Below are 26470 nucleotides of genomic sequence, written 5' to 3' on the forward strand. Positions count from 1 at the left end.
GGCTTTTACTCCCGGCCCCGTAACGCATCAGTATGAGCCAGGACGACCTCCAGCGCTCGGGGTTCAAAGAGCGCACGCGGATCGACGAGGCCCGCGAGCGACTGCTCGACCGAGTCGCACCCCACGAGCGAACCGAGCGAGTCTCGCTTGCGCGCGCCGACGGCCGGACGCTCGCCACCTCAGTGAGCGCCCCGAACCCCGTACCGGGCTATGACCGGGCGGCGATGGACGGCTATGCGGTGCGTGCCGAGGACACCTTCGGCGCGAGCGACCGCTCGCCGAACCTCCTGCGCGAGGGTGAGACGGTCGGTCCCGACACCGCGATTCGCGTCCACACGGGCAGCGAGCTCCCCGAAGGTGCCGACGCCGTCGTGATGATCGAGCGAGTCGCCGAACGGGGCGGCGAGCTGGAGGTCGACGACGCGGTCGCGGAGGGCGAGAACGTCGGGCCCGAGGGCGAGGACGTCGCGGAGGGACAGGTGCTCTACGAGCCGGGCCACCGGGTCCGACCCTCGGATCTCGGCTTGCTGAAATCGGTCGGCCTGACCGAGGTAGCGGTCACAGAGCGCCCCACGGTCGCGGTGATACCGACCGGCGAGGAGCTCGTCCAGTCCGATCCCGCCCCCGGGGAAGTGATCGAGACCAACGGTCTGACGGTCTCGCGGCTCGCGGATCGCTGGGGCGCTCGGCCCACCTATCGCGACGTCGTCACCGACGACCACGAGGCGCTTCGGGCGGCGATCCAGCGCGATCTGACGAAGGACCTGATCGTCACGACAGGGGGCTCCTCGGTGGGCGAACGCGATCTGATCCCCGAGGTCGTCGACGACATCGGCGAGGTGCTCGTCCACGGCGTCGCGCTCAAACCGGGCCATCCCGTCGCGCTCGGAATCGTCGAGGACACGCCCGTACTAATGTTGCCGGGCTACCCGGTCGCCTGCATCGTCAACGCGGTGCAGTTCCTCAGGCCCGCACTCAAACGCGCCGGCGGGATGCCCTGCGAGGACCACCCGACGACCGAGGCGACCCTCGAACGCAAGATCCGAAGCGAACCCGGCGTTCGGACGTTCGCGCGGGTGAAGCTCGACCGGAGCGATGGGAAACCGACCGCCCTCCCCACCCGGGTTAGCGGCTCGGGCGTTCTCTCCAGCGTGGCGCTCGCGGACGGCTGGGTCGTCGTCCCGGAGGATCGCGAGGGAATCGCCGAGGGTGAAACCGTCGCGGTCGAGGACTGGGAGTGGTCGGCATGAGTCCCGTCGGACGACTCGATCATGGTTCGAGAGAGCAAAACTCTCCCGTCATCACGAAAGACGCGAAGCGTCTTTCGAACGACTACGTTCGCGAGGCGGCGACCGACGACACCGCTGGAGACGAGTTCCAGCGTGCTCACGAGAGCGTTGCTCGCGTGAACCTCACACTCACATCGGAGGTGCTCGCATGAGCTCTCGAAAGGAGTTTCGAGAGCTCGTCCCACCCGAGGAGGCCCACGAGGCGATCGAATCGCTCGATCTGGACGGGGGCACCGAGGAGGTCCCCCTGCGCGAGGCCCGCGGGCGGGTGCTGGCCGAGCGGGTCGACGCTGGGCTCGACGTGCCGGGGTTCGACCGCGCGAGCATGGACGGCTACGCGGTGCGGGCCCGCGACACCTTCGGCGCGGGCGAGGCCGACCCCGCCGTTCTCGAACTGGCCGGCGCGGTCCACGCCGGCGCGGAACCCGACGTGACGGTCGAGGCGGGTACCGCCGCCGAGATCTCGACGGGTGCCGTGATGCCCGAGGGTGCGGACGCGGTGGTGATGGTCGAGCGAACCGACCGCGTCGAGCGTAGCTCGACGGAACGCGAGAACGGCGAAGCCGTGAACGGTGCGGGTGAAGGCGGCGACGCAGTCGAGCTCCGCACCTCGCTCGCGCCGGGCGATCACGTCATGCTCGCCGGGGCCGACGTCGCCGCCGGCGAGCGCGCGCTCGGGCCCGGCACCCGACTGACTCCCAGAGAAATCGGCCTACTGTCGGCGCTCGGCGTCGACGAGGTGCTCGTGCGTTCGAAACCGCGTGTGGGGATCGTCTCGACGGGCGACGAGCTCGTCCGCCCGGGCGAGGCGGTCGCGAGCGAGCGCGGGCAGATCTACGACGTCAACAGCTACACGATCGCGACCGCAGTCGAGGAAGCGGGCGGCGAGGCGGCTCTCTACCCCCATGCGGGCGACGACTACGGGGAGATGGAGCGCGTTCTCACGGAGGCCGCGGCGGAGTGCGATCTGGTGCTCTCCTCGGGTTCTACCTCCGCGAGCGCCGTCGACGTGATCTACCGCGTGATCGAAGACCAGGGAGAACTCCTGCTGCACGGCGTGGCGATCAAACCCGGCAAACCCATGCTGGTCGGCGAGTTCCCCGATTCCGCGTACGTCGGCCTTCCCGGCTATCCGGTCTCGGCGCTCATGATCTTCAGGCACTTCGTCGCGCCGGCGATCCGCCGGGCGGCGGGCCGTCCCGAGCCGCGAACCGCATCCGTCGAGGCCGAAATGGCCGTCGAGGAGCGCTACGGGGAGGGCCGGACCCGACTGATGCCGGTCGGCCTGATAGGGAGCGGGCCGTCAGAGACGGCCCGGGACGCCAGTAACGGGGGCCGAACCCTCGCGTATCCGGTCGACAAGGGTTCGGGTGCGACCACCAGCCTCGTCGAGGCCGACGGGATCGTCGAGGTCGGCCCCGACACCGCGTATCTCGACGCCGGCGAGGCCGTCTCGGTCGATCTGTTCTCGCCGGACGTCCGCCCGCCGACCGTCTTCGGCGTCGGCGAGGACGATCCCCTCCTCACGAGCGTGCTCGACGACCTCGACCGGCCGCGGTATCTCACGATCGGGAGCCGACAGGGGCTTCGGCGCCTCGAACAGGGCGTCCCCGATTTCGCCGTCGTCACCGGGGCAACTGATGACATCGAGGCGCGCGAACTCGGTGGCTGGACCCGCGATTGGGGGCTGATCGTCGCTCCGGACAACCCCGGGGGGGTCGACGGGCTCGCGGACCTCGTCGACCGGGAACTGCGGTTCGTCAACCGGCCCACGGATTCGGGACTCAGGGGTACTCTCGACGGCACGGTCGAGGACCTCGCCGATTCGCGCGGAGAGTCGCGTAACGAACTGGTCGAACGGATCGACGGGTTCGAACTCGCCGCCCGCGCACTGGAGAGCCCCGCACGAAAGGTCGCGTCCGGAAGCGCGGACGCCGGTCTCGGACTGCGCTCGACGGCCGAGAAACTCGGTTTGGGGTTCGTCCCCCTCGGTGAAGAACGGGTGCGGGTACTCGCGAACCCCGAGCGACTCGAAAAACCGGGTATCGAGGCGCTCCGGGAGGCGGTCGGGAACGCTCCGACAGAGCTACCGGGCGTCGGGCGCTGAGACCTCGAGTTCCGAAAAGCTCCGCACGCGGTGGTCGCCCAGTACGCAAACGCCGCGGCTGTCGGCACCGTGGCGTTCGACGTGGATGGCGTCGAGGCCGGCGTTCCATGCCGCGCCCACGTCGTTCGCACCGTCACCCGCGAGCACGCCTCGGCCCTCGGCACCGAGGTCCGCCATCGCCCGTTCGACGGGCGTCGGGTCGGGTTTCCAGCCCAGCTCGTCCGAACAGCAGACGACGGTGTCGAACCAGTCGGTGATATCGAGACGATCGAGGACGGGTTCGGTGAGATAGGGTCGACAGTGCGTAACGAGTCCGACGGGCCCCTCGATATCGGCGACGAACGCCGTGTCCTCGTAGAGGGTCGTCGCCGCGACGCGCTCTTGCGGACTCTCGACCGCGTCGAAGGCCGCCCAAAAGGGCTCGCGGTCGAGGCCGAGCGCGGTGATCTGTGTCTCCCGGTCGACCCCGAGGCCGTACCAGAGTCCCTTGGCCTCACGGTCCGAGAACTCCCGGCCGAGGCGGTCGCCCACACGGTCGAACGTCTCGCGGACGTAGGGCCATTCGACGTCGACGAGTGTGCCGTCCAGGTCGAGCAGCCAGAAATCGTAATCGGTCGCGCTGCCGGTCATCGGGAGGAGTACCTACGACCTCGCGACCATATCAGCGTATCGCCTGCAGTCCTTACACTCATCCGTCCGGTTCGACCTCGATCGAACTCCCGAAGTACTTGTTCAGGACCTCGCTTCCGGTCTCGGCGTTGAAGCGATCGAGGTTCGCCGCGATCGCCTCCTTGAGCGCGGCGTACTCCCCTTCGGTGGTCTCGAACCGGCGGTACTCGACGGCCTCGACGGGAACGCCGAGCGCCCCCTCGGCGAGCGATCGCATGTGTCCCGGCGCGTTCACCTCGCCGCGCCAGAGGTTGTTCCGGAAGAACAGCCATCCCTCCTCGCCCGGCGGGGCGGCCGCCTTCGAGAGGCTCGTCTCGAAGGTCGCCGGTTCGATGCGAAACCCCCGGTCGGGGTCGGGGCGAAACCGAACGTGAAAGACGTACCGGCTCACCCTCAGAACTCGTCGGTGACCCGTTCCGCCATCTCGACGTCCTGGTCGGTGATGCCGCCCTCCTCGTGGCTCGTAAAGCGAACCTCGACCTCCTCGTAGCCGACGATCATCTCGGGGTGGTGAACCTCCTCTTCGGCGAGTTCGCCGACTTCGCGGGCGAAATCGATCCCTCGGAGGTAGTCGTCGAACTCGAAGGTCCGGGTGATCTCCTCGCCGTCGCGCTCCCAGCCCTCGGGGAGTTGAGACTGGATCTCCTCGTCGTCGAGTAGTTCTGCCATACCGGGAGGAAGGCATGCGGGCCGATAAAAGCCAGCCCTGCGATCTCCGAGTCGAACCCGGGGTCAGTCGTCCTCGATCCGGGCGGCGATCTCGGCGGGTATCCCGTCCGCCGATTCGGGGTGAGCCGTCCCGGAGGGGTCGGTTTCCTCGCCCCCGTCGGTCGGATCGAACAGCTGGATCGCGGTGTTGATCGTCTCCCAGTCGTCCTCGGCGGCGGCCTCCCGCAGGCTTTTGGTGGGTGCCGAAAGGAGCTGGCCGACCAGTGCGTCGGCCATCGCCTCGACGGTCTCGCGCTGTTGGTCGGTCAGCCCGCCCTGTGATTCGAGCTTCGAGAGGGCGGTTGTGACTTCCGCGCGTTTCGTGCGCTCGGCGCCCTCGTACATTCCGCTGATCACGTCGTCGGCCTGCTTGCGCTTGAACTGTCCGAGGAGCTGCTCGAGTTCGCGGTCGATCATCGCCTCGACCTGGGCGGCAGCCGCCGAGCGCTTCGCCTTCGTGCGCTCGGTGACGCTTTCGAGATCGTCCAGGTCGTGAACCGACACCGAGTCGAGTTCTCGGGCGTCGGGGTCGACGTCCCGCGGTTTCGCGAGATCGACGACGACGCGGTCGGTTCCCGAAGCGAGTAAATCCGCGTCCAGTATCGGCTCGTCGCTACCGGTCGCGGCGATCACGACGTCGATCCCGTCGATGAACTCCGGCAGGGCCGACAGCGCGCGGGCCTTCGCCTCGCGGGGCAGCGCCGTCGCGACCCGTTCGGCGCGCGAGCGCGTCCGGTTGGCGATGACGAGCTCCGAGAGGTCGTGTCGCGAGAGCGCCTGCGCGGCGATCGTTCCCATCTCGCCCGCGCCGATCACGAGCGCGCTCGCGCCATCGATCTCGCGCTCGTCGCCGATCAGCGAGACGGCCGCGCTGCCCAGCGAGACGACCCCCTCGTTGATCGTCGTCTCGGTCCGGGCGCGCTCGCCGACGTGGATCGCCTTCAGCAGGGTATCCTCGAGCACTGGGCCGATCGCGCCGACGCCGCGGGCCTCGGCGTAGGCCGTCTTCACCTGTCCGATGATCTGGTCCTCGCCGAGCACGAGCGATTCGAGCCCCGTGGCGACCCGAAGCAGATGTCTGAGACTCTCCTCGTGCTCAGACCACGTCAGCGATTCGGGTGGGAGCTCCCCACACCAGGCCGCGAGCGCGTGTCGGCCGGTGGAGGGCGCCGCGGTGACGACGTACGCCTCCGCACGGTTGCACGTCTGAAGCGAAAAGGCCTCCTCGACCCCTTCCTGGGAACGCAGCTCCTCGACGACCGCGCGCTGATCGAACTCGCAGGCGGCGTCGATCTCGTCGACGGAGGCAGTCCGGTGTGTGATCCGAACGCCCGTGATAACGCCGCCGCTCACGGCTCCTCACCCCCGATGTCGACACTGTCGATCACGTCTGCAACCACTTGCGATCGCTTTGGGTCGCCGCTACGTAAATCCTTCCAAACCGACGACGACGAGACGATCGCCCTGAGCGCCTCCCGACGCTCTCCGGCGGGGAGATCAGAGAGCTCCGCGCGCAGTTCGGCGGTCAGTGACGCCATCGCGCCCGCCCCGGCGAGTTCGGGCTCGATCCGTTTTCTGAGCTCCCTGCTCAGCGCCGGGCTCGTCCCGCCGGTCGAGATCGAGACGACTACCGGGTCCTCGCGAACCGTCGCGGGGACGACGACGCTCCCCGGTTCGCGCGAGCCGTGCGTGTCGGTACGGTTGACCAGCACGCCCCGCTCGCGTGCCTCGCGCTCGATGGATCCGTTCAACCGTCCGTCGTCGGTGGCCGCGACGACCAGCGTCGGCTCGGCCCGGTCGAACCAGCCGGATACGTCCGCGGACGTCGGCGCGGCCCGGACCAGCTCGCCGTCGCCGAACTCGCCCGAGAAATCGGGGCTCACGACGATCGTTCGGGCCTCGCGGGCGAACCGCCGGGCCTTGCGCGCACCGACGCTCCCGCCGCCGAAGACGAGCACCGTCTGATTGGTGAAGTCGTGCAACAGCGGGATCATTCTGTGTTCGCGTCCGCGCGTTCGTCCAGCCTGATGCCGGTCTTCTTCAGAATGCGCGTCGAGAACAGGGAGTCCCAGTCGGCCGCATCGACCTCCCAGAACTCGTCCATGCGCTCGCGGACCTGCTCGATACGATCCCAGCTCTCTTCCTCGCTTCGCCCGTGGGTCATCGCGAAGAAGTTGTACGGCCAGACGCCCTCGTGGCGCGGACGCTGATAGCAATGGGTGACGAAGGACAGCGAGGCGATCGCGGGGCCGACCTCGCTCACGAGATCGTCGGGGACGTTCCAGACGGTCATGCCGTTTTCCGTATAGCCGAGCGCGTAGTGGTTCGGGATCACGCCGACCCGGCGAATCTTCCCCTCCGCCTCGAACCGTTTAATCGTCTCGCGTACCCACTCGGGATCCGCGTCGATCTCCTCGGCGATCGCCCCGTACGGGTCGGCGACGATCGGAAAGCCGTCCTGGATCGCGAGCACCAGATCGCGTTCCTCGGGCGTGATCGACTCGCGACCCACTGGCTCGACCACGGGCCCGAGAGCCGAGCAGTCGACGTCGCCTTCGGGGATCGGCCCGTCGAGCATGAACTTCGCCTCGACGCGGAACTCCTGTCGTTTGGGGAGGTCGTACGTTTGCTGGCCCGTTTCATCCTCGATCGCGGAAAGCACCTCCTCGACGCGCGACTCGTCGGCGACCGAAACGACGAACCACATGTTCAGGTGGGGATGTTCGCGCTCGTAGTTGTGTGCGACCTCGCGGTGGGCGTTGACCGCCTCGGCGACTTCCTCGAAGCGCTCTTCGGGGGCGTGCATGGCGACGAGCGTCGCGGTACCGCCGATTGCCTGGGCGTTGACGAGCGCGCCGAAGCGCGTGAGTACGCCCTCCTCGTCCAGCCGCTGGACGCGTTCGAGGAGCTCCTCGCCGGTGATCTCGATACCCCGTTCGGACAGCGCTGCTGCGGCCCGCTCGAAGGGGCGCTTACAGACGGGAAACCCGCCCTGAAAGGCGTTGAGCAGGGCGCGGTCGACGCGATCGAGGTCCTCGACCTGGGCCCGATTCATGCGCGATGTTCGGGGTTCGGGGAGGATAAGCGTCGCGTTCTCGCGAACGGTTACTCCTCGACGCCGGTCACACGAAAGCCCGCCTCGCGGATCGCCTCCAGGATCGACTCGTGATCCGCCGCGGCCTCGTAGTAGAAGACGACGTCGAAGGTCCCATCGCGCAGGAGCTGTTGGCACTCCCAGACGAACTCGTCGTCCTCCAGAGCGAGTCCCTGGTGCTGGTTCGACGAGAAGTTCGTGTCGTTCGTCCCCGAGTAGACGTAGGTATCGGTCGGGTCGTATCCCGCACCCTCGGCGATGATCTCGCCGATATCGACGGTCGCCTGATGCATCTCGATGTCGTCTGCGCTTCCGAGGTCGGTGTGGACGACCGCTCCCACGAGCTCGATCTCCCCGGGTTCGAGGAGGCGCTTGGTTCGCTCGTAGAGGTCGTCGTCGAGCGTCTCGCTCATACGTGCGCTGGGGCGGCGATCCGTATATACTGTCCGCTACCGGCGCGGGTCCGGTTACGAGCGCCGCTGCTGGCGTCGGTGAAATAAAACGAACCATGATTCACGGGCCGGGTGCCCCGAACGATCGAACGGAACCGAATTACAGTCGCTCCAGATTGACTGCTCGCGGCCCCTTATCGGCCTGTTCGATGTCGAACTCTACCTCCTGCCCTTCTTCGAGGTCGGGACCGCCGACGTCCTCCATGTGGAAGAAGACGTCCTCCTCGGAATCCTCGCTATCGATAAAGCCGTAACCGCCAGTGTCGTTGAAGAAATCAACCGTACCTTTCGCCATTGCAACCCTTCGTTCGACGCCCACCCTTAAAAAAGTGCGCAAAGAGTGGCGGACACAAAGTTCATTGCGTCGGATTGCGTCGCCGTAAATAGATGGTATCGCTCGCACGTTCGTTCGGGTCCCGCGTGTACGAGAACCTCCTCCTGCGCGAGATCGACGACGGCCCGACCCACGTCGCCGTCATTCAGGACGGCAACCGCCGATACGCCAGAAAACAGGGTACCGAGACCTCCGACGGCCACCGTGCCGGCGCACAGACCACCGAACAGGTACTCAACTGGTGTGAGGAGCTCGGTATCGAGGAGCTCACCCTCTATGCGTTCTCGACGGAGAACCTCGAACGCCCGCCCGAGGAACGCGAGGCGCTGTACGACCTCCTCTGCGAGAAGCTTCAGGAGTTTGCCGACGCCGAGCGCGTTCACGACGGTAGCGTGCGGATCCGCGCGATCGGGGACCTCTCGTTGCTTCCCGAGCGGGTGCGAGAGGCCGCCCGCTACGCCGAACAACGTACCCGGGGGTACGACACGTTCGTCCTCAACATCGCGCTGGCCTACGGCGGCCGCGCCGAACTGCTCGGCGTGGCCCGCGACGTCGCCCGGGCGGTCGAGACCGGCGAGATCGATGCAGAAGAGATCGACGCAGAAGAGATCGACCGGCGGCTGTACGACGACGAGCTTCGGGACGTCGACCTGATCATCCGCACCGGCGGGGACGAGCGCACCTCGAACTTCCTGCCGTGGCACGCCAACGGCAACGAGGCCGCCGTCTTCTTCTGTGCGCCGTTCTGGCCCGAGTTCTCGAAGGTCGACTTTCTCAGAGCTGTCCGGACCTACCAGCACCGCGAAGCCTCCTGGCAGCGGACGAAGACCCAACGGGCGCTCGCGCTGGTCGGCGCGCTCTCGGACGTCGACCTCCCCAAGGCACGGGACGTCATCGACAGTGAGGACACCCCGGTTCGGGAAGCCACCGTGCCGGCCGAGCAGTAACTCCCGTACCCCTCGGCGAGAAACACCGATGACGACGGGTATACGGGCGTACGAGCTTTTTTTCGGCGTTCCCGGCGGACCCGCGACGGTGTGGGTCCCGCCGGTCGAGTGCTGAGGACCGAGTTCGGTCTCGGCGCTCCGGTCGCGTGATTCGGTCGATAGACCGAACTGTCGGGGCTTCGCCGAGTCTACGTGATTTGCGCTACCGTCCGAACCGCCGGCTGCGTTTCTTGTAATCGAGGACGGCCCGAAGGTAGTCCCGTTTCCTGAAGTCCCGCCAGTTGACGTCCGTGAAGTAGAGTTCGGCGTAGACCGACTGCCAGATCATGAAGTCCGAGAGGCGCTCAGCCCCCGTCTTGATCAGCAGGTCGGGTTCGTTGGGAAAGACCAGTTGGGACTCGATGTCCTCGTCGCGGATCCCGTCAGGGTCGCGCTCGCCACGTTCGACCTCGCGGGCGAGTCCGCGGACCGCGCGGGCGAACTCGCGTTTTCCCCCGAGGCCGATCCCGATACTGATCGGGGTGTCGACCCGTTTCGTGTCCTCGGGACCGCGTACCGCGACCGGTCGCGGGGCGTCGATCTCCGCGAGTTCGCCGCCGAGCGTGGGTGCGGCCGCCGGGTCGAGTACGCTGACGTAGACGGTCACGCGGTCGGCGCCGAACTCGAAGGCCCATTCGAGGACGTCTTCGAGGGTTGCGTAGGCCCCGCGTTCGAGGAGGTCACGCTCGGTGAGCACGATGGCGACGTGGCTCGGCGACGTGCCGTCGTGGCGCTCGACGCGGGCAGCGAGATACCGGTCGTACAGACCCACACCACCCCTCTCGCCGGTACCCCCGTAAGTCTCACGGCCTTCGGAAACCACGCCCCGCCCGTCGAAACCGGCCCCCGTTTCGGAACAGATGCGATAGTATAAGTGATCAACCCCGAAACCGGATCGGTGTGACCGGCGGTGTTCGACGGGCGGGCGCGTTCGCGTTCGTGGGTAGCCTCTCGCTCGCCGCGCCGTTGCTTGGCCCCGCCTCCTTCGTCCCCTTTGCGGCCATTGGCCTGCTCGCGGCGCTCGTCATCGACGGTGGCCCGTTGTTCGATCTCTTTGCCCGCCCCGGCGACCACGAGGATCGTACCCTCTACGGGCTCGCAGGCTTCTCGCTGGCCGCCACCGGCCTCGCCCTGCTCGTCATCGTCGGCTTTCCCCCCGAACTGTTCGCGGGTACCGTCTGCCTGCTTGCCGGGGGCAACCTCGCCCAGCAGGCGGTCGCGACCCGCTCCGGGCGCGACCTCGCGCCGACGGCCGGCTTCGTCACCGGCGGGTTCCTCGCGGGTACTGCCGCCCAGCTGTTCGTTACGCCCTTCTCGCTCGGCGTGGCTCCCGAATCGGCGGCGTTCCTCGCGGCCTGTGGCGCGCTCATCGGCTCGCTGTTGCGAACCGTCCTTTACCAGCGCGACGACCCGCTCGTCCTGCTGAGCGTGGGGCTCGTCCTGTGGGTGATCGCGGACCTCGGGATCGAGACAGCTCCCACGGAGATCGCCGTCGCCATCGCGGTGACGGCACTGTTGGGCTACGTCTCGTATGCGCTCGGAACCGCCTCGGTTCCGGGGATGGTCACCGGAATGCTGCTCGCGCTCGTCACCATCGTCCTCGGGGGCTACGCGTGGTTCGTCCTCCTGATCGCGTTTTTCGCCATCGGCGGCCTCTCAGCGAAGTTCCGCTACGACCGAAAACTCGACCGCGGGGTCGCCGAGGACAACGACGGCGCGCGCGGCAGCGGCAACGTACTGGGGAACTCGGCGGTCGCCCTCGTGGCGGTGCTGGGCTACGCCGCGACGCCCGATCCCCTCTCGATGCCGGCAGGCCTCTTTTTCTTCGCCTTTGCGGGGTCGGTCGCCACCGCGATGGCCGACACCCTCTCCAGCGAGATCGGCGGGGTCTACGACGATCCCCGACTCATCACGACCGGAAAGCGCGTCGCTCCGGGCACCGACGGCGCGATCACGTGGCAGGGCGAACTCGCCGGGCTCGCGGGTGCGCTCGCGGTCGCGGGCCCCGCGCTCGTCCTGTTCGAGACGATCTCCGTGTTTGGCGCGGTGCTGATCGCGGTCGGCGGGGTCGCGGGAATGACCGCCGACAGCCTGCTCGGGGCGACCGTCGAGAACCGCTGGCTCGACAATCAGGGCGTGAACTTCCTCGCGACGCTAGTCGGCGCAGCCGTCGCCGTCGGGCTCGCGGCGCTTGCAGGGCTGTTTTGAGTGACGGCTACGCTGGTCCGACCAGTTCCTCGAAGGTCCGGATCCGAACACTGGTCGGTCGTTTCGTGTACTGACCGCGTTCGCGTACGATCACCTGCGAGAGACCGCGCTGGGCCGCGATATCCAACACGCGCTGGCTCAGCTCGCCGTCGAGAACCATCGCGTGGGGCGGGGCCTCGGCCTCGCGGATCGCCTCGAACGCTTCTTCGGCGGGCGCGCTCGACACCTCTCGGCACTCGCCGTCGAGCAGCCGAACCATCCCCGTTTCCCCACCGAGCACCGCCTCCGCGTGTTCGCGGAGGGATTCGGGCTCTGACGGGGCTTCGTCCGACTCGGTGCTCGCTTCGGGCTCGGGGTCGGGTTCCGGTTCGGATGGGGGTTCGGATCCACTCTCGGGATCGAATTCGGACTCGCCTTTGACGCCCGGTTCGACCGGCGTCCGGGTACGGGGCTCGGGCGTGTCGGTCGTCGCCGGGCCGTCGGGGGCCGGATGGGCACTGCCGTCGGTCGCGGCGACGAACTCCTGGGGGGCGTTCGCATCGGCGACGGCCTCGTAGGTGACCTTCTCGCGGAGCGCCTCCATGACCTCCTCGCGCGAGAGGTCCTCGACCGACCGGCCCGCGGGGGCGAAGGCGACCGAATCGATCGATCCGACCTGTTCGAGTTCCTTCATGATGAGCTCGCCCCCGCGATCGCCGTCGAGAAAGGCGGTCGTCGTGCGCTCGTTGGTGAGCTCTGCGACCGCATCGGGGACGTTCGTCCCCTCGACGGCGACGGCGTTCTTGATGCCGTATTTCAGGAGTTGGAGCACGTCCGAGCGCCCCTCGACGACGATGACCGCGTCGCCCTCGGCAACGCGGGGGCCGGCGGGATAGCCCTCGTACTCGGTGACGTCCTCGACGCGAACGCTTTCGCGCACCTGATCGAGGAGCTCGTCGCTCGACAGGACCGTCTCGTCGAAGGCCGTCGAGAGCAGGTCCCGCGCCCGGCTGACGACCTCGCGGCGGGCCGCCGCTCGGGTGTCCTCGATCCGGCTGATTTCGAGGGTCGCCCGGCAGGGGCCAACGCGCTCGATGGTTTCGAGCGCCGCCGCGAGTACGGCGGTTTCGACCTTGTCCATGCTGCTCGCGACGGTGACCGTACCGGCAGATTGGCCGCGCTGGCTCGTGACCTCGACGTCGATCCGGCCGACCTTCGAGGACTGCTGGAGGTCGTGAAGGTTGAGGTCGTCCCCGAGCAGTCCCTCGGTTTGCCCGAAGATCGCCCCGACCACGTCACTCCGTTCGACCACCCCCGCAGCCGTGATGTCCGCGTGGATGAGGTATTTCGCAGTATCGTTGAGTGTCATTGGTAACTGTCATGAACGTCTCCATGACAGCGTTACGTTCGCGCCCGACGGGGAAAATAATTGCCGTCTCTACCCGACAGGACGGCTATATAGCCACTGAAGGGACGAACGGTCAGCAAGTCCGTCCGCGGTCCGGACGCGAGGAACCCCGGCTCAGGTGCGGTGCTGGGAGCCGTTGTGATACGCCTCGAAGACCGAGCGAATGGTCTCGTCGGCCTCCTCGCGGCTCGTTTCGCCGAAGCGGTACTCCCCGATCGAAACCGTCTCCACGACGGCGATGTGTGAGGGGTCCTCGACGAGGAAGAAGGTGACCCTGTGGGCCCCGTACCAGACCGCCATCACCCGGCGGTCGTCGCTGAAGCTCACGTACTGGGCCTCGTCGAGCGCCTCGCTGAACGGGATCGCCATATCAGCGTTCGGGTGAGGCGGGTGATAGTTCTGGTCCCGTCGAGGGAGTGCGTATCCGATACCTCTTAACCTCCTACGGGTGCACCAACGGGTATGCAGACGCATATCGTCCCGGTCGGCTTCGACTACGACCGGCTGATCGCGCCATTGGTCCGCGACCAGCTCGACGTCGATCGCGTGCTCCTCATCGAGGGAGCGGTCGGGAGCGAGGCGAACGTCGAGTACTCCAAACACCTCTCGAAGAAGCTCGAAGCGGACTTTCGAAACCTGCTCGGCGCCGAGACCGAACGCCTCGCGCTCGGGGACGTCTACGACTACGACGCGGCCTTCGAGCAGGCCTACCGACTGATCGACGCCGAACTCGACGCCGGCAACGAGGTCTGGGTCAACGTCAGCGCGATGCCTCGTACGGTGAGCTTCGCGATCGCGACCGCGGCCAACTCGCTGATGGTCGAACGCGAGGCCGAACGCCGGAACGTCCACACCTACTACACCGCCCCCGAGAAGTACCTCGAAACCGAACTCGCGGAGGAACTCCACCGGGAGGTCGACCTCCTCGAAGACCTCGAAGACGGCGACGTCGATCCCGAACGCATCGCCGCGCGCCTCGAATCGGTCCGCGAGCTGCTCGGGGAGTTCGACGACCGGGGAACGACCATCGGCGCAAAGGAGATCGACGGCCGGCATATCGTCGAACTCCCGATCGCCTCCTTTTCGAACGTCAAACCGTTCGAGGAGCTGATCCTCTTCAAGCTCGGCGAGGACGGCGAGTTCGAGAGCGTCAGCGAACTCGCCGAGGCGCTCGCGAGCGAACTCTCCGAGGAGTATACCGACAGCTTCCGCTCGAAGGTGATCTACAACGTCGACCGGCTGGGCCCGAACGGGAAGGGCTACGTCGAGCGCGATCCCCACGGGAAGTCCTACCGGACCCGGCTCTCGCGCATCGGCGAGCTGTGGGTGCGCGCCCACACCAGCGCGGAGTGACCCGCCCGTCGTCACTCGGCTCGTGCCTTTTCAGCCCGCGTCGCGAGCGCAAAGAAGGAAATCCAGATCGTGAGCATGGTCGCCCCGAGCGCGGCGACCCGAAACGCGGTCGTGTTCCAGACGAGTTCGACCGCCATCGGATCGGCGAAGGGAAGGGTGGTGTGGTGGGGGTCCCCGAGGATCGGGACGAAGTAGTCCACCGCGAGGTCGAAGCTGTACCAGGCCAGCGCCGCAGCGATCGCCGGGATCGAGAAGTCGCTGTAGCGGTGGATCAGGAAGGCCTGGGCGACCATCCCGAGGTGGCTCGCAAGGAGGAAGGCGTACATCGGCAGCGGGGTCTGGGCGAGGAAGGCGTCGTTGAACGAGAGGAGGACGAACGGGGTCCAGAGCCCGAGCTTGATGTTGCCGAAGAAGGCGAGCATGTCGACGAGTTCGTTCCGGCGGTCGAGCTTCCAGAGCGCGAGGCTCAACGCGATGAACAGCGTCGCGAGCGGGCTGTCTGGCACCCACGGCCACATCGATACTGGCGTGCCCGCGAACTGGAAGCGGTAGTACCAGAAACCGAAGGCCGTTCCTGCCACGTTTATCGCGACGATGAGCCACGCGTAGCGAAGCGCGAGGTCCTCCAGCCGACGGGGGAGGGGAGCGAGCCACGCGGGGAGTGTCGGCCCGGTCATTATCACGAGGAGCGGCGGAGTGAACCAAAGACCTGCCGGTTCCCCACGACCCACACCGATTTACCCCGAGGGATCAGACTCGCCGTATGGACGACAGAGAGACACTGGTGATGACACCGGGGCCGACCGCACTACCCGAGAGCGTTCGGGAGGCGATGACCCGGCCGATACAGAACCCCGACGTCGAACCCGAGTTCACCGAGTTCTATCGTGATCTCCTCGACGAACTCGGGCGGGTCTATGGCACCGACGATGACCTCGTCGTGCTTGCCGGCGAGGGGATGGTCGGGTTGGAGGCGAGCGTCGCCTCCCTGATCGAGCCTGGTGAGACTGTCCTCTGTCTGGCGAACGGGATCTACGGGGCGGGTTTCGCTGATCTCGTCGAACTTCACGGCGGCGAGCCCGTGATCCACGAAATCCCACCCACGGAGGGGTTCGACCCCGAATCAGTCAAAGAGGCCGTCGAAGAACACGACCCCGCGGTGGCAACGATGGTTCACTGCGAGACTCCGACGGGTGTGTTGAACGACCTCGACGCCGTTCTCACAGTCCTCGACGAGGCGGGCGTGCTGACGATCTGCGATGCGGTCTCGTCGCTGGGCGGGACCGAGGTGCCGACCGAATTCATCGATATCTGTCTGGGGGCCTCACAGAAGTGTTTCAGCGCGCCGCCCGGGCTCGCGACACTGTCGGTGAGCGAGGCGGCCTGGAAGCGAATCGAGGCGATCGACCAGCGCTCCTTCTATCTGAACCTCGAACCGTGGCACGACCTCGGGTTCGACGATCCGCCCGCGGGGTTTCCGTACACCCACTCGGTGTCGGACCTCTACGCACTGGACGCGGCGCTCGATCGTCTGCTGGAGGAGGGTATGAACGACGTCTTCGAGCGCCACGAGCGGGCGGCCGAGCACTGTCGGGAGCGTGGGCGCGAACTCGGACTGGCGCCGTTCGCCCCGGAGTTGACTTCCCCGACCGTCACCGCCTTCGCGGTCGAGAACGCGGGCGACCTCCAGCGGCAGGTCGCCGAGGAGGGCGTCGTCCTCGCGACGGGGTTGGGCGAGTATTCGGAGTCGATCCTCCGGGTGGGCCACATGGGCTACAACGCCGAGATCGAGCGAGTCGATCGGGCGATGGACGCGCTCGCGGCCGCCCTCGACTGATCCCGTCGGGTTCGGCAGTGACAGTTATCGTGATTCGAGACGAATGAACGTCATGTCAGTGGATACACCTTCCGAACCGGACGAGCTCGATTCGGACGCGAACATGGGGACGGGGCTGGCTCTCGGCGTCGCCCTCGGGGTCGGAATCGGGGTTGCGACGGACAACCTCGCGCTATGGCTTCCGATAGGAGTCGCACTCGGGGTCGCCTTCGGAGCGGGCATGGGAACGCGATAGCGAAGCGGCGACGCATGGCATCACCGACACGTATTACCAGCGTCCGTCCTACGACCCGACTATGGCCGAGGAGACCGACATCGAGGAGCTGAAGCGTGGCACCGATCTCGTCAAACGCGGCTTTGCACGGATGCAGAAAGGCGGCGTCATCATGGACGTCGTCAACGCCGAACAGGCCCGCGTCGCAGAGGAGGCCGGCGCGGTCGCGGTGATGGCCCTGGAGGCCGTGCCCGCCGACATCCGCAAACGAGGTGGCGTCGCCCGGATGGCCGATCCCGCTGACGTATCGGAGATCGTCGAGTCGGTTTCGGTCCCTGTGATGGGCAAGTCCCGAATCGGCCACACGAAGGAGGCCCAGATCCTCGAAGCGGTGGGAGTCGACATGATCGACGAATCCGAAGTCCTCACTCCCGCCGACGACGCCTACCACATCGACAAGCGAGAGTTCACCGCGCCGTTCGTCTGCGGGGCGCGCGATCTGGGCGAGGCCCTTCGGCGGATCGAGGAGGGCGCGGCGATGATCCGTACGAAGGGCGAGGCCGGCACTGGCGACGTGAACCAGGCCGTGCATCACCAGCGCCAGATCAAGGGGGCGATCAGGCGGATCGAGGGGATGAGCCACGAGGAGCGCGAGGCGTTCGCCCGCGAAATCGAGGCACCGGCCCATCTGGTCCACGAGACCGCCGAGGTCGGTCGGCTGCCGGTCGTGAACTTCGCCGCGGGCGGGATCGCCACCCCCGCCGACGCCGCCTTGATGATGCACCACGGCTGTGACGGCATCTTCGTCGGATCGGGGATCTTCGGCGCCCAGAACCCCGAGGCGATGGCCGACGCGATCGTCGCTGCGACGACCAACTGGGACGGTCCAGAGAAACTCGCCGAGATCGCCTCGAACGTCGGAAAGAGCATGAAGGGCGACGCGAACGTCGATCTGCCCGACGAGGAGAAGATGCAGAACCGGGGCGTCTGAGGACGGAACCCTCTTTGTGCGCTCGGCGGCTACGTCGACCCGGCCGATGACGAACACCCTCACCGAGCGCGTCTAGGCAGCGCGCGATGAGGAGCCCTATGAGTGCCGAGGCCACATTCCGAACCGCAATGGATTTCTCGCCGAGTCGTGGGGGCCGTTCGGAAATCACCGAACAGCTCCAGACCGAGCGCCGAACGGAGAAGTCGAACCGGGGCGGACCGGGTGGCATCCACACACCGATCCCAGTCGCAGTCGATTCCCGCCCCGTTGCCCTCGATGAGCCGGCCGACGTGGTCGGGTACCCCACCGATGGGACCGGCCGGTCCGGCGTGAGGTCTCAGTCGTAGGTTCGGTAGGTTCCCGAGCCGACGTCGACGCGGACGAGCGTGTTTCCGGTCCAGGCGTCCGGGTCCGCACCGTACTTGGGGTTGATCGCCCGGAGCGCCTCGCGTGTCGCCCCCTCGTCTTCGACCACCGTGGCGGTCCCGCGTATCGTGACCATCCACTCGGCGCTCCCGCCGCTCGATTTCTCGATGGAGGCCGCGACCCGCGGGTTCCGCCGGACGTTCGCCAGTTTCCGGCCGGTGATCAGCGCCGAGAGGGTGCCCGACTCGTAGCGGTACCAGACCGGCGCGACGTGGGGCCGGTCCTCGTGGCTGGTGGCGAAATGGGCCATCAGCGGCTCGCCCTCGATCAGCTCCTCGGCCTCGCGCGGCAGTCCGCGGCTCATGGTTCGGGAAGGGGCGTGATCGACATAGGCCTTGATGGAACGCGGGCCGATGACGGACAGGGCGCGTGAGGAGAGGCCAGCCGGTGTCGAAGTCGCACGTTCGGAGCGATCCGCTTTTAGCCCGATTACCCGAACCCACCCCATGGAGAAACTCATCGCCTCGCTCGACGACGCGCCGATCATCGACAAGGACGGTTACGAGTACCTCGTCCACCCGATCAGCAACGGCGTGCCGATGCTCGATCCGGCCCTGTTGCGCGAGGTCGTCGTCGAACTCATGCGCACCGCGGAGTTGGACGTCGATAAGATCGTCACGCCCGAGGCGATGGGGATTCACCTGGCGACCGCCCTCTCGCTGCAGACGGACATCCCCCTCGTCGTCATCCGAAAGCGCGCCTACGGGCTGGAAGGGGAAGTCCCGCTCCACCAGCGGACGGGCTACTCCGAATCCGAAATGTACATCAACGATATCGAGGCCGGCGACCGCGTGCTCGTCCTCGACGACATGCTCTCGACCGGCGGCACCCTGGCATCGATCTGTGGCTCGCTGTCGGATATCGGCGCCGAGATCGTCGATATCGTCGTCGTGATGCGGAAGGTCGGTCCCTCCGCACTCGACGACACCGAGTTCGAGGCGACCAGCCTGCTCGACATCACCGTCGAGGACGGCGAGGTCACCGTCCACTAAGCTCGCGACGTTCGTCGTTCACCCGCACGATCTTCGCCCCGCTGGAGTCGCTAACCACCTATCATACCCGAACATTCATTATGATTCGGGCACTGGAGAGAGACACAGATGTCGGTAGTACGTGTCCACGACTGATTTTCGCCCCGCCAGCATCGCTTTCGAACCACGGAACCCGACACCCAATGAGTAGCACCCCACAGTCCCGACGAACCGCGACCGAATCGCCCGCAACGACCGTTCCCGATCGCACCGCCGAATCGACCGCCGGGGCACCGGCCACCTTCGACACCGGCTGTCGGCGTCGACTCGGCTGTCTGATGGACGACGAGAACCTCTCGGTCTCGCCCGCCTTCAGCGCGGCGCGCGAGTGATCGTCCGGCGTCGCGCCCCAATCACGCCGTCGCCACTGTTCCTCGGATTCGGCCCGTGTCCGGGTACGTAGAAGGAGGTAGTTCGGAACTCGTCACGGCCACCCCGTTAGACCTTCATCTGTTTAAGGAATAGTCTTATACGCCTCGGATAATTCTACCATTACTGATATGAGCGATTATACCGATAGAAATATTATGCAAGAAATAACGAACGTACGGTATTCGTCCGGAGACGACGAGGAACCCTTTCTAACGGACCCGGCGGCGCTCGAAGGGGCCCGGGACGAAATCGTCTCGTTCGTCCGCCGGCGAGTCGCGGAGGCGGACGCCGAAGGGGTCGTAATCCCGATGAGCGGCGGTATCGACTCGACGCTGACGGCGGCGATCGCGGCCGACGCGCTCGATACCGACCGGGTGTTGGCACTGGGACTGCCCTGTCACAAGACCGAGTATCTCGGGGCGACCGACGCGCGCACGATCGCTGATGGATTGGGCATCGAACACCGGGAGATCCAACTTCACGGGCTGCTCGAACTCTTCGAGGAGCAGGTCGCACCGGCGATCGGGTCGGCGGACGAGGAGATACTCGGAAACGTCGTCGCGCGCTTCCGAATGATCTGTGCGTACTACGCGGCCAACACGCGCTCGTCGCTCGTGCTCGGGACGTCGAACCGCTCGGAGCTGCTGCTCGGCTACTTCACGAAGTACGGCGACGGCGGCGCGGACCTCTATCCCGTGGGAGATCTCTACAAAACGGAAATACGCGCCCTCGCCCCGCACGTGGGCGTGCCAAAGCGGATCATCAGCAAGGAGCCAACGGCGGGGTTCTGGGCCGGACAGACCGACGCCGAGGACCTCGGCGCACCCTACGACCTGCTCGATGCCGTTCTACTGCGGCTCGTCGACAGGGAGGAACCCCCACAACGGATCGCCGACGAACTGGACATCGACGTCGATACCGTCGAGGAGTGCAAACGGCGGTTCGTGACCTCGGCACACAAGCGTGCGGTCCCGCCGACGCCCGGGCTGGACGAGCGGACCCGCTGACGAGTCCTGTGGCTTCGATGTGACTCAGTGGTAGAGGGTAAAACGGACGGCTGATCGCGTTTCGAATCGGTGGGAGGGCGGCCACCGGCCGGAAGGAGTCCGGTCCGATGGCCGGCTCGAGGAGTACACATGTCGTTCGGCGTTCGGATCGGTGCGTCAGGTAACTGCCGCGCGTTGCTTTATCATACCATGCGTTATCGTCCCGCGCTCACTATATAACGCTACCCTATAAGCTGTTCAGATATATTAGGATACCTATTATTAATATTAGGGAAGGCCACTCACGGCGTCACCCGACGGAGATCGCTTTCGAGGTCGTCGACGTGATCGTTGTACGCCTCGACGAACCCCTGGAACGCGGGCGCGTACTCGCGGATGTCGGCGGCCGAGGGCGGTTCGTACTGCGAGAGGAGATAGACGCCGCCCGAGCCGCCGACGCGGAGATACGAGGCGGTTGCACCCTCCCACTTCAGCTCCCAGCGCGTGCCCGAGACGCGGGTGGCGAAGCTGCCGTAGTCGCCGCCCTCGTAGCGGTGGAGTTCGCCCGCGATCAGGTCACAGGTCTCTCGAACCCGCTCGAGGACGCGGTCGCGCTGGGCGACGACCTCGTCGGTCGTCTCGATCCCCGGAAAATCGGTCGAAACCCCGTCGAGAACGCCGTCGAGCGAGCGGACGTACTCGTTGTACGAGGCGACGAACCCCTCGTAGTCCGCGAGGGCCTCGGCCAGCGCCGCGGGTTCGGGGGGCTGTTTCGTCGAGACGACGTAGGTGTCGGAACCCGATGTCGGGCTGTAGCGGAGGTACTGGAGGTCGCCGGCCTCGTACTTGAGGGTCCATTCGCCGCGATCCGTCGAAAAGGACCGCTGGCCGTAGTCCCCGCCCTGGAGTCGGGCGAGCTGGTAGGCGATCCGGCCCGCGTGGTCGCGCACCGCCCCGACGAGCTCGTCGCGTCGAGCGGTGATCTCCTCGATATCGGCGTCGAGATCCGGCGGCTGCGTCATAGCCGAGCTACGGCCCCACGACGCATAACGGGCGTGCCTGCGGTCGGAATCGGCTGGACCGCCCGAAGCTATCCCCTCACGCGGTGTAGGACTCGTATGGACATCGACAGACACGCCTCGCTCGACGGGCAGGTGGCACTGGTGACCGGTGCGACCCGCGGTATCGGCCGGTCGATCGCGATCGGGCTCGGATCCCTCGGTGCCACGGTGTACGCCGGGGCTCGGAACATCGACGACGTGGACGCCGAGGGCCAGCGGGCGATCGAACTCGACGTTACCGACGACGGGACGATGCGGGCGGCGATCGACCGCATCGACGAGGAGGCCAGCCGTCTCGACGTCCTCGTGAACAACGCCGGCGTTGCAGGCTCCGAGGCCCCGCTGCACGAGGCCGAGGTCGAAGGGATCGACGCGACCTTCGGGGTGAACCTGCGTGGCCCGGTCGTCCTCACCCGGTTTGCACTCCCCCATCTCCTGAAGCGGCCGGGCGGGCGCGTCGTCAACGTCTCGTCGGGAATGGGGGCGCTCGGGGAGGGGATGAGCGGCGGCCACCCACCCTACCGGGTGTCGAAAGCGGGGTTGAACGGGCTGACGGTCTACCTCCACGGCGAATACGGCGACGAGGGACTGCTCGCGAACGCCGCCTGTCCCGGCTGGATCCGGACGGACCTCGGCTCGGCGGCGGCACCCAGAAGCCCCGAAGAGGGAGCGGACACGCCGGTCTGGCTCGCGACCTTCGAGTCCGGAAGTCCGGCCGGCCGGTTCTGGCGGGACCGCGAGCGGATCGACTGGTAACCGGCCTCAGCGCTCCGGACGGAGGCGCTCGGGCGTCGGTGGGCGGGGCGACACCCCGAGCGCGCTGACGCCGAGGACGTAGCCCGCGGCGACGGCGCCGACCACTAAAAGCGTGTACAGCGCGCTCAGATCGCCGAGGTCGAGCGGTAGCCACGTCCAGAGGGTTCCGACCGCGCCGAAGACGACGCCGAGGGAAGCGAGGACCCCGCCGAGCGGCGCCCCGTCGGCCCAGCGGCCGATCCAGACGAGCGCACCACAGACGAGCGCGCTCACGACGGCGAGCCCGAGGAGCGTACTAACGAACGAGAGCACCGAGACCTCGACGCCGGGCATCCCCGTCGCGTCGAGGGCGTCGAGTACCCACGAGATCGCGCTGGCGATCGCTGCGAAGACCGTATCGAAGCCGGCCGCGAGGGCGAAAAACCCTGCAACGCCCCGTTCGAGTAGGGTTTCTCGGGCGCTCGTGACCGTCGCCGGGTCGAGGTAGTCGGTGAACGCCGCGACGGCGTGGACGCCACCCACCAGCAACCCGGCGGCGACGATGGCGGAGGACCGACGCCACGCTATCCAGACGGTCCCCACGAGAAGCGCGAGGACGGCCACGAGCGTCCCGAGCGTGACTGTTACCCCTCCGAGTTCGAACATAGTCCCCTCCTAACTACCGTCGGATTGGCTACCCAGCATCGAGAACCTTACGCTCTCAGTGACCCAGTTCGGTCTCCAGCGCACGAAGGAGGTCCTCGCGGGTGATGATCCCTACGAGCGCCCCGTTTTCGAGCACGGGCACGCGGTTGATATCGCGCTCTTCGCCCGCGAGGATCGAGAGCACCCCCTCGATCCCGGCGTCGGCCTCGACCGTCACGACGTCGCGGACCATGATCTCGCTGACGTCCTTGCGGGCGTTCTTCACGAAGTCGATTCCGAGGTCGAACTCGTCAAGCGAGAAGTCCACCGCATAGGGCAGCGTCTCGCTGAAGGGCGGCACGCCGATGGGGATCCACACCAACCGGTCCTTCTTGCGAAACAGGCGCACGAGGTCACCCTGCGTGACGATCCCCACTACTCGGTCGTCCTCGACGATCGGAAAGCCGTTGAAGTGGGCCTTCGCGAGGCGTTCGAGGACGTCACCGACCTCGTCGTCGGGGTGGGCGGTCTCGACGTCGGTCGTCATGACATCGCGGGCAACGAGGTCCATGTGGGACGGTGGTTCGGCGGGGAGCTATGTCTTGTGGTCGGGCAGTGCAACGGAAAGCCTCATCGGCGTTCCGCGACTACCGCCGCCAATGAGCACGGCCACTGAGAGTGGCGAGAACGGATTTCTCACGTTCTACCGCGAGTACGCCCACACCGGTCTCCACACCATCACCGCGACTGCCCTGACCGCCTTCGGGCTATTGACGTTCGTCCACAGAGGGTTCGTGGTGCTGGCGATCGCCGTCTACGTCATCCCCCCGGTCTACCTCTACCTGACCCGCAACGGGGAGGCCCCGAAACCGGTCGACGGGGACGGCGAGACGCAACCGACGGATGCCTCGGATCGACCGGCCACGAGCGAGCCAGTGGATGGCGAAATCGACGACGACGACCCCGCGGCGAGCGTGAGCGACGGCGACCGGCGGCCGGATCGGGAGGAACCGGCGACCACGGGTTCGACCACCGACACGGGATCGGGCCGTCGGAACGAGGGGGCTCCCGAAACGGCATCCGGGGCCGCCACCAACTCGGGCGACGGTGACGACATCGCGGGATCGGGCGGATCGGAGCCCGCGGACGTTCGTGGCGAGCGAAGCGAACCCGCCCCCGCGGCCGGAACCGCACACGAATCCGAATCGAACTCGGCGCCGTCGAACCCCGATACGAGCGGGGTGAGCGACGCGGACGACGGGAGCGCGGCCGACGACGCCCTCGGTCTCGACGGCGAGGACCGGGAAGACGGGTCCGAACCGGCCGAGTGGGTCGAGGCCGACGGGCCGACCGAGGAAGCGCTGTTGGACACCACGGCGGTCGGCGAGAGCGCCTACGCGGCCGGGGAGGGCGGCGTTTTGCTCGCGCGTGCTCCGGGAGAGGAGTGGGAACTCGCCCTCGAAAGCGGTCCGGCCGCAGAATCAACGATCCTCCGCGGGGTCGACGCCACGGACGAAGGCGAGGCGGTCTGGGTCGCCGGCGACGGCGGCGTCCTCGGGCGCTACGACCCCGCGGCGGGTCGTCATACCGACCACTCGGCGCCCGAGGGGATCACCGACAACTGGGCGGATCTCGCGGTCGCCGGAACGGCCGGCGAGGAACGACTCGCGCTGGTCAACGGCTCGGGGCAGGTCCTGGTGGGCGAGTACGAGGGGAGCGAGGTCGCGTGGGACGACCCGGTCAAGCCGGGCAGCGGCTCCTCGATGAGCACGATCACCTTCCTCGACGAGTCGCTCGGCTACTGCTGTGATACCAATGCGGGCGTCTATCGGATCGAGGGAAGCGAGTTCGAACGGGTCGGAATCGAGAACACGAGCGGGTTCGGCGCGCTCGCAGCGACGGCGGACGCCGTCGTCGTCGCGGGCGACGACGGTACGGTCCAGCGATTCGACGGGAGCGTCTGGACGCCGGTCCGCGTCGACGAGGACCCGCTTTCGGGGCTCGCGGTCGGCGCCGGCGGCGCGGAGTGGCTCGCGGTCGGCGCCGGCGGCGCGGTCTTCGAGAACCGAGACGGCGACTGGGAGGCGGTCGACTCGCCGACCGACGCCGACCTGTTTGCGGTCGCCAGTGGCAAACGCTCGGTGGCCGTCGGCGAGGACGGGACGCTGCTCGAACGCGCTCGTTAGCGGCCGCTGGTGACGTTCGTGCTGTTGCACTCGGGACACTGCGTGAGCCGCCCGAGTTTCGGTACCTCCACTCTAGCCCACTTCCCACCCCCGAGACGGCGCTAAAGCCGCAGTTCAGACACCACGAGTCGGATCGTGAACTCGCGATATCCTGTCGTACGATATATCCTGTCGTACGATACCGGATCGCATAGTCGTTGGGTCGACTCAGTTCGTCGAAACGATCTCGATGACGTCGCGGTGGTCGAGTTCGTGGCCCGCGCCGACCTGGCGGTTGGACCGGCAGTCGATCCCGTGGAGTAGCCCCTCGCCGATGTCCGAGTGCAGGAAATACGCGAAGTCCTCGGTGGTCGACCCCTCGGGCAGGACGAAACAGTCCCGCATGAACTTCCCGTCCTCGGGTTCGCCGTTCGCCGAACCGGGGAAGACGGCGATCGCGTCCAGTTCCTCGAACAGAGCGGTCTCCAGAGCTCGCTGGACGCCCGTCCCGTCGAACTCGCGGACGAACTCCCCGATCCGGGTGAGCCCCGCCTCCTGGTCGTCCGAGAGCTCCGATACGATCTCGAAGTCGCCGTCGCCGGGCCGGTAGTCGATCGCGCCCTGCTCGTCGGCGCGCTTGAGCGCCTTCTCGGCGTGGGCGCTCGCGGGAACGATCGTCAGGTGCTCGTAGTCGGGATCGCTCGTGATCGCCTCGTAGTTCGCCTGCGCTTCGGGAGTATCCATCTTGTTCGCGGCGATCACCATCGGCTTCGTTTCCGTACGGATCTCACGGGCAAGCGCCGCACGCTCGTCGGAATCCCACTCGGCGGGCTCGAAGCCGAGGTCGAGTCGGAGGATCAGACGTTTGATCTCGTCCTTGGTGATCCCGAAGGCGCTCATCTGTTCGGCGAGCTCGACCTCGATGTCTGCCTCCTCGCCCGTGTACCGGTTCGAGAACTTCTCGATGCCCTTCTCGAGGATCTCGAGGTACCACATGTCGAGTTCGGTCTCCAGGAAGTCGATGTCGTCGCGGGGGTCGTGGCCCTCGGTGAGCTCGCCCTCGGCGTCAGTCGTTCCCGAGAAATCGACGACGTGAACGAGCACGTCCGTCTCGTTGAGATCGGTCAGGAACTGGTTTCCGAGCCCGTTGCCCTCGTGTGCACCGGGGATCAGCCCCGCGACGTCGACGAGTTTCGTGGGGACGAACCGGGTTCCCTCGCGGCAGAAGCCCGTCTCGGGGGTACACGCGTGGTCGAACTCGGGGGCGGCACACTCGACGCGGACGTACGCCTCGCCCACGCTGGGGTCGATGGTGGTAAAGGGGTACGCGCCCTCGGGAACGTCGTTCATCGTCGCGGCGTTGAAGAAGGTCGACTTGCCAACCGAGGGCTTGCCGACGAGACCGATCCGGTAGCTCATT

32 protein-coding genes are annotated in these 26470 nt (G+C 66.9%); 15 read left to right on the plus strand and 17 right to left on the minus strand.

What is annotated here, in order from left to right; all coding sequences use genetic code 11:
• The first annotated feature begins 32 nt into the window (after positions 1-32).
• Genes EAO80_RS08570 through EAO80_RS08580 form a run of 3 tightly spaced genes read left to right on the plus strand, consistent with a single transcriptional unit; the run spans position 33 to position 3396 of the window.
• Positions 33-1250 (plus strand): molybdopterin molybdotransferase MoeA, encoded by a 1218-nt coding sequence (locus EAO80_RS08570; RefSeq protein WP_122089507.1) that lies wholly within the window; start codon positions 33-35, stop codon positions 1248-1250.
• The gene (locus EAO80_RS08575; protein ID WP_122089508.1) at positions 1247-1441 is read left to right on the plus strand and encodes a hypothetical protein; all 195 of its coding nucleotides are present in this window, start codon (positions 1247-1249) and stop codon (positions 1439-1441) included. The genes EAO80_RS08570 and EAO80_RS08575 overlap by 4 nt, the downstream gene beginning before the upstream one ends.
• On the plus strand, positions 1438-3396 hold the full coding sequence (locus EAO80_RS08580) for a molybdopterin biosynthesis protein (protein ID WP_122089509.1): 1959 nt from the start codon (positions 1438-1440) through the stop codon (positions 3394-3396). Before EAO80_RS08575 ends, EAO80_RS08580 begins: the two co-directional genes overlap by 4 nt.
• Here EAO80_RS08580 and EAO80_RS08585 read toward each other — a convergent pair.
• The 8 genes from EAO80_RS08585 to EAO80_RS08620 form a co-directional block, all read right to left on the minus strand.
• On the minus strand, positions 3376-4026 hold the full coding sequence (locus EAO80_RS08585; RefSeq protein WP_122089510.1) for an HAD family hydrolase: 651 nt from the start codon (positions 4024-4026) through the stop codon (positions 3376-3378). The genes EAO80_RS08580 and EAO80_RS08585 overlap by 21 nt on opposite strands.
• Before the next feature lie 58 nt (positions 4027-4084).
• A complete protein-coding gene (gene lwrS / locus EAO80_RS08590; RefSeq protein WP_122089511.1) occupies positions 4085-4456 on the minus strand; it encodes an LWR-salt protein in 372 nt (123 codons plus the stop codon).
• Positions 4457-4458: 2 nt separating this feature from the next.
• Positions 4459-4734 carry a 4a-hydroxytetrahydrobiopterin dehydratase gene (locus tag EAO80_RS08595; RefSeq protein WP_122089512.1) on the minus strand — a complete coding sequence of 92 codons (276 nt, stop codon included), beginning with the start codon at positions 4732-4734 and terminating at the stop codon, positions 4459-4461.
• Between the two features lie 63 nt (positions 4735-4797).
• Positions 4798-6126 (minus strand): glutamyl-tRNA reductase, encoded by a 1329-nt coding sequence (hemA, locus tag EAO80_RS08600; RefSeq protein WP_122089513.1) that lies wholly within the window; start codon positions 6124-6126, stop codon positions 4798-4800.
• Positions 6123-6767, minus strand: a complete 645-nt coding sequence (locus EAO80_RS08605; RefSeq protein WP_122089514.1) for a precorrin-2 dehydrogenase/sirohydrochlorin ferrochelatase family protein — start codon at positions 6765-6767, stop codon at positions 6123-6125. The genes hemA and EAO80_RS08605 overlap by 4 nt, the downstream gene beginning before the upstream one ends.
• Positions 6764-7828 (minus strand): siroheme decarboxylase subunit beta, encoded by a 1065-nt coding sequence (gene ahbB / locus EAO80_RS08610; RefSeq protein ID WP_122089515.1) that lies wholly within the window; start codon positions 7826-7828, stop codon positions 6764-6766. The genes EAO80_RS08605 and ahbB overlap by 4 nt, the downstream gene beginning before the upstream one ends.
• 50 nt (positions 7829-7878) lie before the next feature.
• Positions 7879-8280, minus strand: a complete 402-nt coding sequence (locus EAO80_RS08615; RefSeq protein WP_122089516.1) for a DUF5778 family protein — start codon at positions 8278-8280, stop codon at positions 7879-7881.
• A 139-nt stretch (positions 8281-8419) separates the two neighbouring features.
• Positions 8420-8614, minus strand: a complete 195-nt coding sequence (locus EAO80_RS08620; RefSeq protein ID WP_008414810.1) for a cold-shock protein — start codon at positions 8612-8614, stop codon at positions 8420-8422.
• A gap of 92 nt (positions 8615-8706) precedes the next feature.
• Between EAO80_RS08620 and uppS the strand changes: the two genes are divergently transcribed.
• Positions 8707-9600, plus strand: coding sequence for a polyprenyl diphosphate synthase (gene uppS / locus EAO80_RS08625; RefSeq protein ID WP_122089517.1), 894 nt, complete (start codon positions 8707-8709; stop codon positions 9598-9600).
• Positions 9601-9802: 202 nt separating this feature from the next.
• On the opposite strand, the gene EAO80_RS08630 is transcribed toward uppS, so the two are convergent.
• Entirely contained in the window at positions 9803-10411 is a 609-nt protein-coding gene (locus EAO80_RS08630) for an undecaprenyl diphosphate synthase family protein (RefSeq protein ID WP_122089518.1), read from the minus strand.
• Positions 10412-10539: 128 nt separating this feature from the next.
• Here EAO80_RS08630 and EAO80_RS08635 point away from each other — a divergent pair, with 128 nt between their 5' ends.
• The gene (locus tag EAO80_RS08635) at positions 10540-11847 is read left to right on the plus strand and encodes a DUF92 domain-containing protein (RefSeq protein WP_122089519.1); all 1308 of its coding nucleotides are present in this window, start codon (positions 10540-10542) and stop codon (positions 11845-11847) included.
• Positions 11848-11854: 7 nt separating this feature from the next.
• On the opposite strand, the gene dnaG is transcribed toward EAO80_RS08635, so the two are convergent.
• Both dnaG and EAO80_RS08645 read right to left on the minus strand, forming a co-directional pair.
• On the minus strand, positions 11855-13195 hold the full coding sequence (dnaG, locus tag EAO80_RS08640; protein WP_122089520.1) for a DNA primase DnaG: 1341 nt from the start codon (positions 13193-13195) through the stop codon (positions 11855-11857).
• Positions 13196-13348: 153 nt separating this feature from the next.
• Positions 13349-13603, minus strand: coding sequence for a hypothetical protein (locus EAO80_RS08645; RefSeq protein ID WP_122089521.1), 255 nt, complete (start codon positions 13601-13603; stop codon positions 13349-13351).
• Between the two features lie 93 nt (positions 13604-13696).
• Here EAO80_RS08645 and EAO80_RS08650 point away from each other — a divergent pair, with 93 nt between their 5' ends.
• Positions 13697-14587 (plus strand): HFX_2341 family transcriptional regulator, encoded by an 891-nt coding sequence (locus tag EAO80_RS08650; RefSeq protein WP_122089522.1) that lies wholly within the window; start codon positions 13697-13699, stop codon positions 14585-14587.
• A gap of 11 nt (positions 14588-14598) precedes the next feature.
• Here the strand turns inward: EAO80_RS08650 and EAO80_RS08655 are convergent, their stop codons facing one another.
• The gene (locus EAO80_RS08655) at positions 14599-15264 is read right to left on the minus strand and encodes a DUF1405 domain-containing protein (RefSeq protein WP_122089523.1); all 666 of its coding nucleotides are present in this window, start codon (positions 15262-15264) and stop codon (positions 14599-14601) included.
• A gap of 86 nt (positions 15265-15350) precedes the next feature.
• Here EAO80_RS08655 and EAO80_RS08660 point away from each other — a divergent pair, with 86 nt between their 5' ends.
• From EAO80_RS08660 to EAO80_RS08675, 4 genes are all read left to right on the plus strand, one after another.
• A complete protein-coding gene (locus EAO80_RS08660) occupies positions 15351-16424 on the plus strand; it encodes a pyridoxal-phosphate-dependent aminotransferase family protein (protein WP_122089524.1) in 1074 nt (357 codons plus the stop codon).
• A gap of 52 nt (positions 16425-16476) precedes the next feature.
• Positions 16477-16659 (plus strand): hypothetical protein, encoded by a 183-nt coding sequence (locus EAO80_RS08665; RefSeq protein WP_122089537.1) that lies wholly within the window; start codon positions 16477-16479, stop codon positions 16657-16659.
• Between the two features lie 61 nt (positions 16660-16720).
• On the plus strand, positions 16721-17629 hold the full coding sequence (gene pdxS / locus EAO80_RS08670) for a pyridoxal 5'-phosphate synthase lyase subunit PdxS (protein WP_122089525.1): 909 nt from the start codon (positions 16721-16723) through the stop codon (positions 17627-17629).
• Between the two features lie 98 nt (positions 17630-17727).
• Entirely contained in the window at positions 17728-17976 is a 249-nt protein-coding gene (locus EAO80_RS08675) for a hypothetical protein (protein ID WP_162993932.1), read from the plus strand.
• Here the strand turns inward: EAO80_RS08675 and EAO80_RS08680 are convergent.
• Complete coding sequence (locus tag EAO80_RS08680; protein WP_122089527.1) at positions 17967-18359, minus strand: pyridoxamine 5'-phosphate oxidase family protein; 393 nt, start codon at positions 18357-18359, stop codon at positions 17967-17969. The two genes, EAO80_RS08675 and EAO80_RS08680, sit on opposite strands and share 10 nt — an antisense overlap.
• Positions 18360-18501: 142 nt before the next feature.
• Here EAO80_RS08680 and hpt point away from each other — a divergent pair, with 142 nt between their 5' ends.
• The 3 genes from hpt to EAO80_RS08695 all read left to right on the plus strand — a co-directional run bounded on the left by hpt (position 18502) and on the right by EAO80_RS08695 (position 20465).
• The gene (gene hpt / locus EAO80_RS08685; protein ID WP_122089528.1) at positions 18502-19047 is read left to right on the plus strand and encodes a hypoxanthine/guanine phosphoribosyltransferase; all 546 of its coding nucleotides are present in this window, start codon (positions 18502-18504) and stop codon (positions 19045-19047) included.
• Between the two features lie 182 nt (positions 19048-19229).
• Complete coding sequence (locus EAO80_RS08690) at positions 19230-19418, plus strand: hypothetical protein (protein ID WP_122089529.1); 189 nt, start codon at positions 19230-19232, stop codon at positions 19416-19418.
• Positions 19419-19613: 195 nt separating this feature from the next.
• Positions 19614-20465 carry an NAD+ synthase gene (locus EAO80_RS08695; RefSeq protein WP_122089530.1) on the plus strand — a complete coding sequence of 284 codons (852 nt, stop codon included), beginning with the start codon at positions 19614-19616 and terminating at the stop codon, positions 20463-20465.
• Between the two features lie 281 nt (positions 20466-20746).
• Here the strand turns inward: EAO80_RS08695 and EAO80_RS08700 are convergent, their stop codons facing one another.
• Positions 20747-21466: a hypothetical protein gene (locus EAO80_RS08700; RefSeq protein ID WP_122089531.1), complete on the minus strand. Its 720-nt coding sequence runs from the start codon at positions 21464-21466 to the stop codon at positions 20747-20749.
• Positions 21467-21562: 96 nt separating this feature from the next.
• On the opposite strand from EAO80_RS08700, the gene EAO80_RS08705 reads away from it, so the two are divergent.
• On the plus strand, positions 21563-22261 hold the full coding sequence (locus tag EAO80_RS08705) for an SDR family NAD(P)-dependent oxidoreductase (protein WP_122089532.1): 699 nt from the start codon (positions 21563-21565) through the stop codon (positions 22259-22261).
• Positions 22262-22267: 6 nt separating this feature from the next.
• Here the strand turns inward: EAO80_RS08705 and EAO80_RS08710 are convergent, their stop codons facing one another.
• Together EAO80_RS08710 and EAO80_RS08715 are read right to left on the minus strand one after the other, a co-directional pair.
• Positions 22268-22906 carry a hypothetical protein gene (locus EAO80_RS08710; RefSeq protein ID WP_122089533.1) on the minus strand — a complete coding sequence of 213 codons (639 nt, stop codon included), beginning with the start codon at positions 22904-22906 and terminating at the stop codon, positions 22268-22270.
• 55 nt (positions 22907-22961) lie between these two features.
• On the minus strand, positions 22962-23456 hold the full coding sequence (locus EAO80_RS08715; protein WP_122089534.1) for a CBS domain-containing protein: 495 nt from the start codon (positions 23454-23456) through the stop codon (positions 22962-22964).
• 88 nt (positions 23457-23544) lie between these two features.
• Between EAO80_RS08715 and EAO80_RS08720 the strand changes: the two genes are divergently transcribed.
• A complete protein-coding gene (locus EAO80_RS08720) occupies positions 23545-25071 on the plus strand; it encodes an HVO_0234 family beta-propeller protein (protein WP_122089535.1) in 1527 nt (508 codons plus the stop codon).
• A 207-nt stretch (positions 25072-25278) separates the two neighbouring features.
• Here the strand turns inward: EAO80_RS08720 and EAO80_RS08725 are convergent, their stop codons facing one another.
• On the minus strand, positions 25279-26469 hold the full coding sequence (locus EAO80_RS08725) for a redox-regulated ATPase YchF (protein ID WP_122089536.1): 1191 nt from the start codon (positions 26467-26469) through the stop codon (positions 25279-25281).
• Position 26470: the final 1 nt, after the last annotated feature.

The sequence above is a fragment of the Halalkalicoccus subterraneus genome (assembly GCF_003697815.1).
Taxonomy (GTDB): Archaea; Halobacteriota; Halobacteria; order Halobacteriales; family Halalkalicoccaceae; genus Halalkalicoccus; species Halalkalicoccus subterraneus.